Raw genomic sequence first — 15,167 nt, forward strand, 5'->3', positions numbered from 1 at the left:
CAGTAGCTAAAAAAAGGTAGATAAACAGATGGCTTCAGCCCAATTTTCATTGAAAGAGCGCGACAAAAAAAGATGGTTGAAAGATCGTCTCGTCCGTTTTTCGGTGACATGTGGTGCAGTCAGTGTTTTAGCGGCTCTGGTGCTGATCTTTGTTTACTTAGCGATGGTCATTTTACCGGTGTTTTCTGATACTGGTTTAGAGACAGACCAAGCCGTAAAGACTGTTGCCGTAGAAAAGCCTATCGCCTTATCTGTAGATGAATACGGTCAGCATGCGTTTACTATCGAAAAATCTGGTTTGGTTCAGTTTTGGGATTTAGAGTCTCAAAATACACATTCTTACTTTGAGCGTAATGTTTTAGCTAACCCCATCGCTTTTTCTCGAAATACCCCATCTGAAAACTGGTTTGCCTTTGCCGATAGCGCAAGCAACCTTACCTTTTTCTACCCTGAGTATAGTGCGCCTGTGCTGCAAAAGGGCAGTGAAGCCGAACCTAAAATTGAGCAAATCGATCTCCCTGAACCATTTTTAAATGATGAATCATCAAACGGAGCAACAATCGAAAAATTCGCGTTCTCTAAGAATGGACGTGGTATCACGGTTGCCGCTCAGCTAAGCGATCAACGAGTTTTGGTTAAGTGGTACCAGAGTGACCTTACTGGTCAGTATGTTTTTCAGAAGAGTCAATGGCTGTCGGATAAGTTGGGTTTACAGCAACAGTTGTTAGTCACACCTGATGGCCAAACCTTATATCTTCGAGCACAATCTGATTTAGTGGTATTGAAGCTATCCGATAGCGGCTTCAATGTTCGTGAAGTGATTGATCTTAGCTTGAACGATGCGAAGCACTCGGTGAAAAGTATCGATTTACTGTCTGGGGCTTATTCACTGTTGGTTACGCATGAGGACGGACAGGTTTCTCAGTGGTTTGATGTACTCAAAGATGAAAAGCGTAGCTTGACCCATATTCGAGACTTCCAACTTGCTGAACAAGTGCAATTTATTCTGCCCGATACTTATAGAAAGGGTTTTTATAGTTTCTATAAGAACGGCACATTACAAAGCCACTATACGACCAGTGAAAAGCTGTCGCTGTTCGAGCGCGCATTTGATAAGTCACCACAATTAGCGGCTATGTCTGCCAACGAACTGCATCTGGCTACGTTGATTGATGGCGCCATCAGTGTGGCTAAGGTCGATAATGAATACCCGCAAATATCATTCTCATCGCTTTGGCAAAAAGTCTGGTACGAAAGCTACCCAGAGCCGCAATACGTTTGGCAATCAACGTCGGCGAACGATGACTTTGAAGAAAAATTCAGTTTAGTACCTATCACATTCGGTACTATCAAAGCCGCTCTGTTTGCGATGATGTTTGCCGTGCCGGTTGCTGTGCTCGGGGCCATTTACACCGCATACTTCATGTCTCCACGAATGCGAAGAGTCGTGAAGCCGTCGATAGAACTGATGGAAGCTCTTCCAACCGTTATCATAGGGTTCTTGGCTGGGCTTTGGTTTGCTCCAATTGTCGAAACGCATTTAACGGCAGTCTTCTCATTAATGGTGTTATTACCGTTAAGTACATTGTTGACTGGACTTGTTTGGTACTGTTTGCCGAAGGTGATGACGAGTCGCTTCGCTAATGGTTGGCACGCCTTGATATTGATTCCGGTATTGATGATTACCGTGGTCGCTGTATTTGCTGGTGGAAACAGCATTGAAGCCTTGTTGTTTGATGGTGATATTCGCACCTTCTTAGCTAGCTATGGCATCGACTTTGATCAACGTAATGCGTTGGTGGTTGGTTTCGCTATGGGCTTCGCTGTCATCCCTACCATTTTCACGATTGCAGAAGACGCTATTTTCTCTGTGCCAAAACATTTATCCGATGGCTCACTGGCGTTGGGGGCGACGGCGTGGCAGACCCTAATTTATGTGGTGTTATTGACGGCTAGCCCAGGTATCTTTTCAGCGATCATGATGGGACTAGGGAGAGCGGTTGGCGAAACCATGATTGTCTTGATGGCTACAGGTAATACACCAATTCTCGATTGGAATATTTTGGAAGGGATGAGGACGCTATCCGCAACGATTGCTGTCGAACTACCAGAATCCGAGGTAGGTGGTTCTCACTTCCGTTTGTTGTTCTTAGCTGCACTCTTGCTGTTCATTTTCACGTTCGCGGTGAACTCAGTCGCAGAGTGGGTTAGACAAAGACTGAGAGATAAATATCGTGCGCTGTAGTTTTAAAGGTTCACCTCAACCTCTATCAATGGCTCTTAGCTGTTTGATTAGCGTATCTCACAAACTTGGCTTTTTCTTGGGTTCAGTACGTCAGAGCAAGGTCGTTCATGATGAATAAACTGAAGTCATTATTGTCTTGGGTTAAATCAGGCTCTCCGTGGATTTGGCTTACGGGCGGTGCGGTGAGCATCAGTATGCTCTCTGTTCTTGGCCTAATGCTGTTGATTGGCTGGAAGGGCTTAACCTATTTTTGGCCAGCTCCTTTGTATCAATGGCAAGTCGACTCCAAAGACTTATCGTTAGTAGTCGATCTTGACGAAACGGTATCAAAGCAAGATGTATTGATTGGTCAGTTATATGAACGTAAATACATCCCGATAGAGCAAGTGCCTCAAGCCCACGACCTCTTGTCACCTCAAAACCTGTCGACCGGGCTAATCCAACGCTTAAGTATCAAAGTCGCCAACAGAGAACTGTACCCAGCGGACTTTGTTTCCATTCTGGATGTTAACTTACGTGAACCAACAACGCCGCTTGATTGGATTGTGATTGAACGAAGTCGAGGTGGTTATTTCTTTGGTAAACCGGTGGGTTTTAAAACGGCTTCGGGTTCTTATCAAACCAATATCGACCAGAAACTTGAGGATGGCTTGGCGTTTGCAGACACGCTAAGAGAAGAAACGTCACGTGTTGTGAACCAAGAAATACGCAATATCAGTTGGCAATTGGAAAATCTGCGCTTAGAAAAACGTAAGCTTGAACTCAATGAGTCAGTGAGCGACGAATATCTTAAAACCTATACTCAAACTAAACTGGAACTAAATCGCCAGTTAGCGGAAGCAGAAGTAAAGCTTGAGCATCTTAGAACACAGCTTAATGTCGAAAGCTTGTTGGTGGAAGATATGACAGGAGAGCAGGTTGAAATTTCGCTCAGTCATATCTTGGATTATTGGTACCCGAATAATATGTCTTATCTTGAAAAGGTTGGGCATTGGGGCAAACAAGTTTGGAAGTTCTTATCAGAGAACCCACGAGACTCAAACTCTGAAGGTGGGGTGTTTCCTGCGATCTTCGGCACTGTGTTGCTGGTTATTCTCATGTCGATCGTAGTGATGCCACTTGGTGTCGTTGCTGCTATTTATCTCCATGAATATGCAAAAAACAACGCACTGACACGTTTGATCCGTATTGCTGTAATTAACTTAGCGGGTGTACCGTCGATTGTGTATGGCGTATTCGGCTTAGGTTTCTTTGTGTATACCATCGGTGGTTCTATCGATTCTTTGTTTTATGCAGAGCGATTGCCAGCTCCGACATTTGGTACTCCAGGCCTGTTATGGTCCGCATTAACCTTAGCGGTATTAACATTACCCGTTGTTATTGTAACAACGGAAGAGGGCTTAACGCGTATCCCTAGCTCGGTGAGACATGGTTCATTGGCGCTTGGCGCTACTCAATTTGAGACGCTGTGGCGCATTGTTTTACCAATGGCAAGCCCTGCGATTATCACGGGGTTGATATTGGCAATCGCGAGAGCTGCGGGGGAAGTGGCTCCATTAATGCTGGTGGGTGTTGTGAAGCTAGCATCAAGCTTGCCTGTAGATGGTCAGTTCCCATATCTACACTTAGAGAGAAAGTTCATGCATTTAGGCTTCCATATCTACGATGTTGGTTTTCAAACATCTAATATCGAAGCGGCGCGCCCTTTAGTGTATGCGACTTCATTTTTATTGGTTACGGTTATCGTTGGACTGAATTTAACAGCCATCAATATTCGTAATAACTTGCGTGAAAAATACCGAACCTTAGGACAAGATTAAATGTTCTCGATTAATGAAACCTTGGGTTACCAAGCACCACTTGATGTTCACAACCTGAAGGATGAGCAAATTGCTATCTCGATTGAAGGGCTGAATCTTTATTATAAAGAGAGCCAAGCACTCGATGATATTTCAATGCAGATCCCTAAGGGGCAGGTGACGGCTTTTATCGGCCCTTCTGGCTGTGGTAAGTCGACTCTTTTGCGCTGCATTAATCGCATGAACGATCTTGTTGAAGGCTGTAAGGTTTCAGGAAAAGTGAAGCTTCATGGCAAGAACGTCTATCACCCTAAGGTGGATGTCGCGACTTTACGACGTCGTGTCGGCATGGTGTTTCAACGTCCAAACCCTTTCCCTAAATCTATCTATGAGAATGTGGTTTATGGATTGAGGTTGCAAGGTGTGAGCAACAGCCGAGATCTTGATGATGCAGTTGAACGCTCTCTGCGCGCCGCGGCGTTGTGGGATGAAGTGAAAGACCGTTTGCATGAAAACGCTTTTGGTTTATCGGGTGGTCAACAGCAGCGTTTGGTTATCGCTCGTGCGGTTGCCATCGAACCTGAAGTGTTGTTATTGGATGAGCCAACATCGGCACTCGATCCGATTTCGACATTGACGATTGAAGAGTTGATCAACGAACTTAAGACTCAATACACCGTTGTTATTGTTACTCATAACATGCAGCAGGCAGCTCGCGTGAGTGACCACACCGCTTTTATCCATATGGGTAAGTTGATCGAGTACTCAGATACTGATTCTATATTTACTTCGCCATTGAAAAATCAAACGGAAGACTACATTACAGGTAGGTACGGCTAACGTTTAAGTTCGCGCTATCTAGAGCTAAGTCACTCTGAAATAAACGACTTTATTCATTTCTTTTAAGGAGCTGACATGCATTTTGGTCGCCACATCTCAGGACAGTTTAATGTCGAATTAGAATCTATCCGTACACACGTATTAACTATGGGTGGATTGGTAGAGCAGCAGTTGTCATTTGCGATGCAAGCGCTTCATAAAGATGACGCGGAACTGGCCAAAAAAGTAATTCGTGACGACCATAAAGTGAATGCGATGGAAGTTTCGATCGATGAAGCATGTACTCGTATTATCGCGAAGCGTCAGCCGACTGCCAAAGATCTGCGTTTGATTATGGCGATCATCAAAACCATTACTGATCTAGAACGTATTGGCGATGTTGCTTCTAAAATCGCACAGGGTGCGATTGAGATCCCTTCTACGAAAGAGCAAAAGTTTCACGTCTCGTTAGAGCCATTGTGTCGTCAGGCAATTACTATGTTGCATCAAGTATTAGATGCTTTTGCTCGTATGGATGTCGATGCGGCGGCAGAAGTACATAAACTTGACGATAAGCTGGATGCGGAATATGAAGCTGTGATTCGTCAGTTGATGACGTATATGATGGAAGATCCTAAGAACATCCCCAATATTCTACAAGTAATGTGGTCAGCCCGTGCGATTGAGCGAGTGGGAGATCGTTGTCAAAATATCTGTGAATACATTATTTATTTTGTGAAGGGTAAAGATGTACGCCACCTTGGTGATCAAAGCTTAGATGACGCACTGAAGTAGGTATTAACTTTAGAATCGAATAATTGCACCAAGGTTAAGGTTGATTGTTGTGTCGTAAGGCACGAAGGTCTTATTGTGATCAAAAATATTCATATCAACACCAGCACGTAGCCCAAGCATTGGTGTCGCTTGGTACACGTAGGCACCGCCTAGGCTTAAACCATGTGCAGTCTTCTCTTCAACTTCGCCTGAGCGCGTTTTTGTACCGTCATAACTCGCTACACCAATCTCCGCCTGAAAGCCGTGGTTTTGGTTTCTTCCAAACATGTTCTGGATACCAACGCGATACGCATCAACCGTTTCATCATATCGATCGCTGTCATACCATAGGTGAGAATAGCTCAGGTAAACTGCGCCTAGATTTGCCACATCAGTAATACCTGCTTGCATTCCAAAACCATGATAAGAACCAATCTTTAGTTCTGGGGATAAATGAAGACCATTTGAAAATGCAGAGGTTGAGAATAAAGCAGAAGCTAAAAGAAGTGTTTTAAATTTCATGGTACCACCGAAGTAATTGTTTGCTCTCCTTAGCATTAGGTCGCTCCATGTGTAAAACCAGTGAAGCAATTGAATAACACTCATATTGTAATATTTTAGAAAGAGTAGGCTAATTCGTATTGGTTATATCGGTGATAATGCCTACTTATTGGTACGCATGATTACTTTGCTCACAACCCAAACAGATTGTGAACAAAGTGTTTAATTGATGGAAAGCTATTCTTAGAACTTGTATCCGACAGTGAAAGATAACTGATCGATGTCATAGTCATCCATCATGATGAAGTTGAAGCGTAGGTCGGTATAAAGACCGAAATCAAAATTTGCTCTAACTCCGGTGCCTAGCAATAGGGAAGTATTGTTGTCTTTGATACTTGCACTACCGTCAGGCGTATTTAACGTGATCTTTTCCTCTACACGAGCAAGACCAATGGCACCGTATGGTTTTATATCAAAGTCATTGAGGAAGAATGCATAGCCGATGTCTGTGTCTATTTTGAAGGTTGAAACTTTAGTCTCATATCCATAGCCTTCAAATTTTTCATCTTCTTTACTCGTATCTGATGAGATATTCACACCAAAGATTCGGTTAATGTCATAACCATATTCGAGCTTTAACCCATTACCTAAATCGCTTCGAGAGAAATTTGAATCTAGATGATCGACTTCACTAGAAACAATACCGAAACCAATACGATGTCCAGAATAGTCTTTCTGAGCATAAGCTGATGAAGCAGAAACGATTGCGATAACGGTTAGTGCTGTAGTTAGTAATTTCATGTAAATAACGCTCTTAATGTTTAATTATTGCATCCTTATATTTGATTGACTCCCTGTCGATGGAGTGAATATTAAACAGTGTTATATTTTTAAGCTAAATAGGTTCTCGTATATCTGTAATAAGCATTACTTATTAATCTGTTGTAGTAGCGCATCTTTGATTACATCGAAAAGCCAGGATATGAGAGGGTTATTACGGTTTTTAGTGTGTATATGACTGTAAACGCTGACATTCTTATGTTTAGTATCAAGATCTACATCTATAGCTCGTAGCGTTGGGTAGTTATCTATGGGGAATAGGTTGGAATGTGGCATGTACATATCGGAGTTCGCTACGACATCGATGATTGCCATCAAAATCTCGGAACGAAAGCCAATACTGTGTGGAATTGAACGTGACTCTAATATGTTGGCTGCATGGCTAAAATTGTCGTTCCAACCAGGAGATATCATTGATGCTATTTCATAACCTGCTAATTCTTCGGGACTGACTGAAGCTTGTTTAATTGGGTGATCTTTTCTTACAAATAATCGGCCTGTAATCTCAACCAGTTTTTTTACATAGATCTCTTTTGATGTAAAAGGTAGCTCGTAAGCAACGCCTAGCAGAACCTCTCCTTTCTGTATATCTTCACAAGATGAAGTAGACCAGCTTACTAGCTCGAGTTTCGAGTTTGGCGCTTGCCTCATAAGCTCTTTATACAAGGTGCCGGATAAACACGCGAGTACCACAGGTGATAACGCTATCTTTAAGGGGTAGTCGATTTCACTTGGGTTAAATCGATTAGATGCATTCACCGCCGTCATCAAGCCATCAAAGTGTGGTGTTATTTCATTGACGAGTTGCTCACTGAATGAGGTTGGTTGCAGTCCACCATGAACCTTTACGAAGAGATCATCGTTGAAGTGGTGTCTTAGCTTTTGTAGGGCTTGGCTAACCGCAGGCTGAGAAACGAATAAACGCTCCGCAGCCTTTCTGGTGTTTTTTTCTTGATAAACGATGAGGAATGTTCGTAACAGGTTTAAATCAAGAGTACTGAATAAGTCTTTAGCCATATCTATCCGTGAAAAGTTTACTGCACTATTAAACCTAATATACGTTAGCGGGATAGATTAGTCAGTGAGGTTCTCTTAGATTTTTGTTAATGGCTATTGCTCTTAAATAGCTAGGACGGCTCTCATATCGGATATTTTTCTAGCATCAGTTACTGGGATTTGATAATCATCAACGTTATCGTTACCCATTTGAGCACTAGAGCTCTTTTCCATTAGGCTCGGTCTTGTCGATTTACCTGAAAGATGAAGTGCAGGCACTTGGGTATTGCTTCGAATCATCTTAGCATTCGTTGCGTTGACGCCAGCCCCAGCCATGATGTCGATTCTTCCATCGGCTTGTTTGACCATATCTGCTAATACATGGATTCCTTGCTCTGCATTTGCAGCAAGCCCTGACGTTAGGATTCGTTCACAGCCGAGCGCTATGACCTGTTCTAATGCTGTTTGGTAATCAGAGCTTTGGTCAATGGCTCTATGAAACGTCATTCCAAGCTTCAATGAGTGCGCTTTGTCAGCCAGTTGATGCATTTTTGGCATATCAATACTTCCGTTCGGCGCTAATACACCAAGTACGACTCCATCCAACCCAGCACTTGCACAAGCTTCAATATCTTCAAGCATACAGAGCATATCGTCATCATCGAAAATGAAGTCGCCTTGTCTTGGTCGTATCATCGCGTAGACAGGAACAGACGAAATTTTTGCGGCTTGCTTCATCATTCCGAAGCTTGGAGTTAACCCGCCAAGTGCCAATGAAGAGCAAAGCTCAATTCGATTCGCGCCACCAGATAGTGCGTTATGTAGAGATTCTAAGTTATCGATACAGACTTCAATTTCGGTGTTCATCATGTTTATCCGTTCAAAAAGATACTGATGAAATCATAGCAATCTAGATACGGATATGAATAGGTGGTAGCAGAGGAAAATAGGGGCAAAGTTTGTTTTTGTAACTACCTCAATTAAGTGATGCTGAGGGAGCTTAGGGGAAATGAAAAGCCGTCGAATAGATATGAAAAAAGCCCGAAGCGTTAACTTCGGGCTTTTAATAGGACTTTACTTCTTAACTGATTGGCGGTGCGCTTTGCGCTATTAGCTTATGCTTTATTTCTCTTTATAGAGAGTCTTCCAACCATTAACCTGAGTTGAGTTCAGGCTTAAGAGGTAATTACTTGCTTAGGTCGTCAGCGTGCTCAGATAGGAACGCAGCAACACCTGTTGGTGATGCGTCCATACCTGCTTTGCCTTCTTCCCATTGTGCAGGACAAACTTCACCGTTCTTCTCGTGGAAGTTTAGTGCATCTACCATGCGTAGCATTTCGTCGATGTTACGACCTAGTGGAAGATCGTTAACTACTTGGTGACGTACAAGGCCGTCAGCGTCGATTAGGAAAGAACCACGGAAAGCAACGCCTGCTTCTGGGTGCTCAACATCGTATGCTTTGCAGATCTCGTGCTTAACGTCAGCAATTAGAGGGTATTTAACTTGACCGATACCGCCATCAGCGATAGCAGTGTTACGCCATGCGTTGTGAGAGAATTGTGAATCGATAGAAACACCAATTACTTCAACGCCTTTAGCTTGGAAATCTTCTAGACGGTTGTCGAAAGCGATTAGCTCTGAAGGACAAACGAAAGTGAAGTCTAGTGGGTAGAAGAAAACTACAGCTTTCTTACCTTTAGTGAATTCTGCGAAGTTGAAGTTATCAACGATCTCACCGTTACCTAGAACAGCTGCTGCAGTAAAGTCAGGGGCTTGACGACCTACTAGTACCATTTGGAATCTCCTAAAAAATTAGTTGGCCCAACACATCTTTGTTTGGGCTCCGTTTCTACGGGACAAACTATAGTACAATCGGTACTATAGAAAAAAGCGAATTAAATAGATTAAGTTAATCGAAAAAAGCGATGAGCTTAATCTTTGTCCAGTCCTTAGGTCTACTGACCTTTACGTAACTTATCCTACTCATATTACAAAGTAATTTCATGAATAAATGGCCAAGTCTTAAGCAGCTTCACTATCTTGTTACCCTTCACGAAACCCGTCACTTTAGCGATGCGGCGGATCGCTGTTTCGTCAGTCAATCTACGCTAAGTAAAGGCATTCAAAACCTCGAAGAGCTGATTGGTTGTCCTCTTTATGAGAAGAAAGATAAAAAGAGCCCATTGGTTTTCACTCAAGCGGGTGAGCTGGTGGTTAAGCACGGTCGAGAGCTATTGGCGAAAGGGCAAGATCTTGTCGAACTTGGAAACTTGTGTAATGGGGATGCGATGCAAGGGCAGCTAAGAGTCGGGTGTATCCCTACCATTGCGCCATTTCTTCTGTGTGATTTGGTTCAAGAAGCCAATCATCGTTTTCCTCAGTTGAACTTACTGTTACGTGAAGACACGACGACTAACTTATTGGCTGCATTACGTCATGGTGAGTTAGATGTGTTGATTCTGGCTCTGCCTGTCGATATCGACAACATGGAGAGTAAAGTTGTCGGACAAGACCCGTTCAGAATGGTGATCAGTCGTAATCAAGCCGATGGCATTCGTGTTCCGATTAAATACGATGATTTGCCAGATGAGTCTGTATTCTTGTTGGAGAACGAGCACTGTTTAACCGAACATGCGGTGTCAGCGTGCAAGTTAACTGATAAAGAGAAGATCAATCCGTTCACGGCAACGAGCTTGCACACATTGGTGCAAATGGTAGCAAATGGTTTAGGAACCACCTTTATTCCGCAGATGGCTATCGACCACGGTTTGCTTGAAAACCAAAACCTAGTGGTGATCGATCCTCCAGGCCAACAGGCATACCGAGACATTGGTCTTGTCTGGCGACCAAGTTCGTCGCGTCTAGAGACATTCCATCAGTTAGCGGATGTGGTGTCTGAGTTGTTGTAAAAAACTAGAACATCAAAATAAAAAGAGCGGCTATTTTAGCTGCTCTTTTTGTCTGTTCATTTGAGAAGAAAAACGCCACAAGATGTGGCGTTTGAAATTTATCTATAGCGTTAGATTTTGAAAAAACTCAGTAAGTCTTTTTGTTTCACTGCTAATGAAGATAACTCCTCACTCGCTTGTTTGCTTTGTTCGATTCCTGAAACATTTTGGTGAACGATATCAAAGGTCAAAGAAACATTTTGTGAAATATCCTGTGTGACTCCTGATTGTTCTTCAGATGCTGTTGCTACTTGTGTATTCATATCTGAAATCAGGCCAACAGACTCCGTTATTGATGCGAATGCCGTTCTAAGCTGTTCGCTGTAATGACGCGACTCTACGGCTAACGATAGATTAGATTGCATGAACTGGTTGGCATCTTTTGCTTGTGCTTGAAGTCGAGAGATTATCTCTTGAATATCGACAGTTGATTGTTGTGTTTTAGCCGCCAGAGAACGAACTTCATCAGCAACGACAGCAAAACCACGCCCTTGCTCACCAGCTCGTGCGGCCTCAATGGCTGCGTTGAGTGCTAGCAAGTTCGTTTGCTCAGAGATGGAGTTGATCACTTCAATAACAGTACCGATCTCTACCGAGTACTCTTGCAGTTGATTTACGATATTTGATGTCTCTTCGATTGAGTCTTCAACCTTGCGAGATATATCATCTGAGGCATCGAGTGAAACGCCGCCCTTTTTAACATTGGAAGTTGCCCCCGTTGCCGCGTTCTCAGCACTAGCTGCATTATGGCTAACTTCATTCGCAGTACTAGAAAGTTCATTGATGGCTGTTGCTATTTGCTCCATTTGGCTCAGTTCTTGTTGAGCATTCCCTTCTGTTTGACTCATCACGGCCGTTAACTCGACTGAAGCCGCTGAAACATTGTCTGAAATTTGGTGGAAACCATCGATGATACGACGTAGCTCTTGGCGCATCTCTAAAATGTTTGCGTATATACCCGTTTCTTTACCTGTTATTGGAATCTGTTTTGAAAGGTCACCGGAAGCGACTTCTTCTACAATTGCTTGAATATCGCTAGGCTCTCCCCCTACGACTTTCCAGACGCTACGATAAATCGAGATGGCAATGCCAAGGGCAATCGCGATAACAATAATTGAAAGAGCACCTAAGATAAATTGAGCATTTGAAAATCGTTCAACCATGCTTGGTCCGACGGAGTCTTGTTGTGACTTGGTAGATAGCTTTATTTCTTCAATTGTTTTCGCCGCATTGCTACCTGCAATATCAAGGGTTCCAGAAACGATGTTGTTTCGTTCCTTTATCGTGTTAACAACTTCTGAAAAAGTGACTCGGTAGGTTTTAAAGGCATTATTAAAATCAGCTAAGTAACGAATTTGCTCGTCTGACATCAATTGAGATTCTATGGTTTCTACGAGAAATGTGGCGGACGCAAACTCTTTTTGAGCTCGTTGAGCATCTTCTATTTTGTTGCTAGTCAAAAATTTAGAAGCATACAATCGTGATAACAACACATGTTGTTGAAGTTGCCCTGAACTGACAGCAACTTCTAAATCTTCTTCAGCAGAAGCTTGCGTCATTAAGTTAGTCACTGCTTGTCGCATCTTAAGACCTGATGGATCTAAGTTTTCTTTAACTAAGTTGTTCCTAGTATTGACCAGTTGCACTACCTGGTTAAAGCCCTGGCTGTATTGTTTAAGCTGCTTCTCTATCGCTAAAAACTCATTTTTATGTAGGTCGTCAATATGAGCGTCCAATACTTCGTCAATCAACTGAATTGATGTTGTGATGCGCTTATTGAGCTCTGAAGCATGCGATACAACAGGGTTCTTTATATATTTTAATGCAGATAAACGAGCTTCCAATATGTTGGCTTGGATTCGCCCAGTGGATACACTGGTTAATGCAAGAGAGCGATAGGTATTAAACCCATGACTAGATTGATAAAAGCGCAATGAAGCAACGACTGAAATAACCAAAATTAGCGCAAGAATCACGCCAAAACCCAAGGACAGCAATTTCTTTAAACTCATAAGTATCATTCCCAGAAAGGCAGTTTGTTTTTATTGTTAACAAATTTTTACATTATCCAAACGATAGATATATCAATAAATCTAATTAGAGTCTTACATTCTCATATGTAAGAACAATAAGTCAGATAGGTTTGTTGAGATGCTTATTTTTTGGAACAGGTCTCTAAGAAGAAATGAAGGGTGCGGTGAGTTTCACAGTGAATATGTGAGAGTTGGGGCATGAAAAGAGCCTTGGATTGAAAGGCTCTAGGGGGTTTGCGGGTAAAACAACCTTGATTAACCTTCAACTTCTTCGGGTTCTACTTCTTCTTGTAGTTCGAGTAAGTTGATCGCTATCGTGACGAAATCACTGTCGGTGATAATGCCTACTAATTCGTGATCATCTACGACAGGTAAACAGCCCACTTTGTGTTTCTGCATATAAACAGCTGATTCTTTCAATCCTGCTCGTGGTTCTACAGACATTACGCTTTTGTGCATGATGTCGTTGAGCGGTGTAGCAAGAGTAAATGATTGAGCTTGTGGGATGTTTTGCAGGCTAGATTCTTGAGCGGCTAGAACGTCTCGCTGTGTGACGACGCCAAGTAGTTGCCTGTCGGAATCAACGACCGGAATATGGCGGATATCAAGCGCTTCCATCATGTGCTTAGCATCGGCAAGTGAGTGTGAGCGCAATAGGGTATGAGGGTTGCGAGTCATCATATCTTCAACCTTGATCATACGAACCTCCTTCTTTTTTATTTGTTGCTATTACTATAGTTTTTTATCCAAAAAATAACTGAGATCTGACGCATTCTTGGGTGAGTTTTATGCAACTAATTCTTTAGTTTGAGGTGGTGAATCAGTAGCATTATTTTACGCCTCTTTACAATAATCCAGTGCTGTAAACCTTGCTATTGCGGCTCGTGTGCCTATACTAGCCCACTGCGAAATTTTTAGTCGTGTTTGTGATGTGTTTCTGGTAACGATTGACTTACCGTAACGATTGATCTGCAACCATGATTTATTATTCGTCAACAGCACAAATCTCATCAACTAAGACAAGACTACAAACATGCAAGTTTCAGATTTTCACTTTGACCTACCAGATGAACTCATTGCTCGCTACCCTCAAGAGGAGCGCACAGCAAGCCGCCTGCTTAAATTAGATGGCAACAGCGGTAACCTAGCTGATGGTTCGTTTAAAGACGTTTTAGACTTGGTTGAGCCAGGCGATCTTGTTGTTTTTAATAATACTCGCGTGATTCCTGCTCGTGTATTCGGTCGCAAGGCCTCAGGCGGTAAGCTTGAAGTGCTAGTGGAGCGTATGCTCGATGAGAAAAGCATTCTTGCGCATGTTCGTTGTTCTAAATCACCGAAGCCGGGCACGAAGTTGTTCCTTGGTGAGAACGATGAGTATGAAGCTGAAATGGTAGCGCGTCATGATGCGTTGTTTGAAATCCATTTCACATCCGATCAAAGCGTTTTAGAGATTCTGAACAGCGTTGGTCACATGCCACTGCCTCCTTACATCGATCGTCCTGATGAAGATGCAGATAAAGAGCGCTACCAGACTGTCTATAATGAAAAGCCGGGTGCGGTTGCAGCGCCAACAGCAGGTCTTCACTTTGATGACAAGCTCATGGCTGGCATGAAAGAAAAAGGTGTCGAGTTTGCTTACGTGACGCTTCACGTTGGTGCTGGCACGTTCCAGCCGGTAAAAGTAGATAATATCAACGATCACCACATGCACGCAGAGTACGTTGAAGTACCGCAAGAAGTGGTTGATGCCGTTGCAGCAGCAAAAGCTCGCGGCGGACGCATTATCGCTGTCGGTACAACCTCTGTGCGTTCACTAGAAAGTGCGGCTCAAGATGCATTGAAAAATGGCACTGAGTTAGTTCCTTTCTTTGGTGACACAGAAATCTTCATCTTCCCTGGTTATGAATACCAGTTGGTGGATTGCTTGATTACCAATTTCCACTTACCAGAATCAACACTGATCATGTTGGTGAGTGCATTTGCTGGTTATGACAATGTGATGGGCGCATACGATCACGCAGTGAAGAGCGAATACCGTTTCTTCAGCTACGGTGATGCGATGTTCATCAATAAGAAAACGAGCTAATTTTAGCTGGTTATAAACGATATAAGCAGAATTTACGGGTGCTAGCAGTAAGCTAGGAGTCGGGCAGGGTGTCTGTCTAATCTCTCGCAAGGAATACGCGACCGCTCCTCATAGAACTCGCTAGA

At 43.0% G+C, this 15,167-nt stretch carries 13 protein-coding genes; 6 read left to right on the plus strand and 7 right to left on the minus strand.

Going from position 1 to position 15,167, the window contains the following annotated elements:
* Positions 1 to 28 precede the first annotated feature (28 nt).
* The 4 genes from DUN60_RS01390 (at position 29) to phoU (ending at position 5,658) form a co-directional block, all read left to right on the plus strand.
* Entirely contained in the window at positions 29 to 2,245 is a 2,217-nt protein-coding gene (locus DUN60_RS01390; RefSeq protein ID WP_114633007.1) for an ABC transporter permease subunit, read from the plus strand.
* A 110-nt stretch (positions 2,246 to 2,355) separates the two neighbouring features.
* Positions 2,356 to 4,065 carry a phosphate ABC transporter permease PstA gene (pstA, locus tag DUN60_RS01395; RefSeq protein WP_114633008.1) on the plus strand — a complete coding sequence of 570 codons (1,710 nt, stop codon included), beginning with the start codon at positions 2,356 to 2,358 and terminating at the stop codon, positions 4,063 to 4,065.
* Complete coding sequence (gene pstB / locus DUN60_RS01400; RefSeq protein ID WP_004735071.1) at positions 4,066 to 4,884, plus strand: phosphate ABC transporter ATP-binding protein PstB; 819 nt, start codon at positions 4,066 to 4,068, stop codon at positions 4,882 to 4,884.
* Positions 4,885 to 4,959: 75 nt separating this feature from the next.
* Positions 4,960 to 5,658 carry a phosphate signaling complex protein PhoU gene (gene phoU / locus DUN60_RS01405; protein ID WP_004735072.1) on the plus strand — a complete coding sequence of 233 codons (699 nt, stop codon included), beginning with the start codon at positions 4,960 to 4,962 and terminating at the stop codon, positions 5,656 to 5,658.
* A gap of 9 nt (positions 5,659 to 5,667) precedes the next feature.
* Here phoU and DUN60_RS01410 read toward each other — a convergent pair whose 3' ends face one another.
* The 5 genes from DUN60_RS01410 to DUN60_RS01430 form a co-directional block, all read right to left on the minus strand.
* Complete coding sequence (locus tag DUN60_RS01410) at positions 5,668 to 6,159, minus strand: hypothetical protein (protein WP_114634294.1); 492 nt, start codon at positions 6,157 to 6,159, stop codon at positions 5,668 to 5,670.
* 222 nt (positions 6,160 to 6,381) lie between these two features.
* Positions 6,382 to 6,939: a porin family protein gene (locus DUN60_RS01415; RefSeq protein ID WP_054548109.1), complete on the minus strand. Its 558-nt coding sequence runs from the start codon at positions 6,937 to 6,939 to the stop codon at positions 6,382 to 6,384.
* A 126-nt stretch (positions 6,940 to 7,065) separates the two neighbouring features.
* Complete coding sequence (locus DUN60_RS01420; protein WP_114633009.1) at positions 7,066 to 7,995, minus strand: LysR family transcriptional regulator; 930 nt, start codon at positions 7,993 to 7,995, stop codon at positions 7,066 to 7,068.
* Between the two features lie 102 nt (positions 7,996 to 8,097).
* Positions 8,098 to 8,841, minus strand: a complete 744-nt coding sequence (locus tag DUN60_RS01425; protein ID WP_114633010.1) for a copper homeostasis protein CutC — start codon at positions 8,839 to 8,841, stop codon at positions 8,098 to 8,100.
* A gap of 319 nt (positions 8,842 to 9,160) precedes the next feature.
* Positions 9,161 to 9,769 carry a peroxiredoxin C gene (locus DUN60_RS01430; RefSeq protein WP_004735077.1) on the minus strand — a complete coding sequence of 203 codons (609 nt, stop codon included), beginning with the start codon at positions 9,767 to 9,769 and terminating at the stop codon, positions 9,161 to 9,163.
* A 209-nt stretch (positions 9,770 to 9,978) separates the two neighbouring features.
* Between DUN60_RS01430 and DUN60_RS01435 the strand changes: the two genes are divergently transcribed.
* A complete protein-coding gene (locus DUN60_RS01435) occupies positions 9,979 to 10,884 on the plus strand; it encodes a hydrogen peroxide-inducible genes activator (RefSeq protein WP_004735078.1) in 906 nt (301 codons plus the stop codon).
* Between the two features lie 110 nt (positions 10,885 to 10,994).
* On the opposite strand, the gene DUN60_RS01440 is transcribed toward DUN60_RS01435, so the two are convergent.
* Together DUN60_RS01440 and DUN60_RS01445 are read right to left on the minus strand one after the other, a co-directional pair.
* Positions 10,995 to 12,935, minus strand: a complete 1,941-nt coding sequence (locus tag DUN60_RS01440; RefSeq protein ID WP_054548106.1) for a HAMP domain-containing methyl-accepting chemotaxis protein — start codon at positions 12,933 to 12,935, stop codon at positions 10,995 to 10,997.
* Between the two features lie 276 nt (positions 12,936 to 13,211).
* Entirely contained in the window at positions 13,212 to 13,655 is a 444-nt protein-coding gene (locus DUN60_RS01445; RefSeq protein WP_054548105.1) for a CBS domain-containing protein, read from the minus strand.
* A gap of 334 nt (positions 13,656 to 13,989) precedes the next feature.
* On the opposite strand from DUN60_RS01445, the gene queA reads away from it, so the two are divergent.
* The gene (gene queA, locus DUN60_RS01450) at positions 13,990 to 15,042 is read left to right on the plus strand and encodes a tRNA preQ1(34) S-adenosylmethionine ribosyltransferase-isomerase QueA (RefSeq protein WP_017092445.1); all 1,053 of its coding nucleotides are present in this window, start codon (positions 13,990 to 13,992) and stop codon (positions 15,040 to 15,042) included.
* Positions 15,043 to 15,167 lie beyond the last annotated feature (125 nt).

This window comes from Vibrio splendidus, assembly GCF_003345295.1.
Lineage (GTDB): Bacteria > Pseudomonadota > Gammaproteobacteria > Enterobacterales > Vibrionaceae > Vibrio > Vibrio splendidus_K.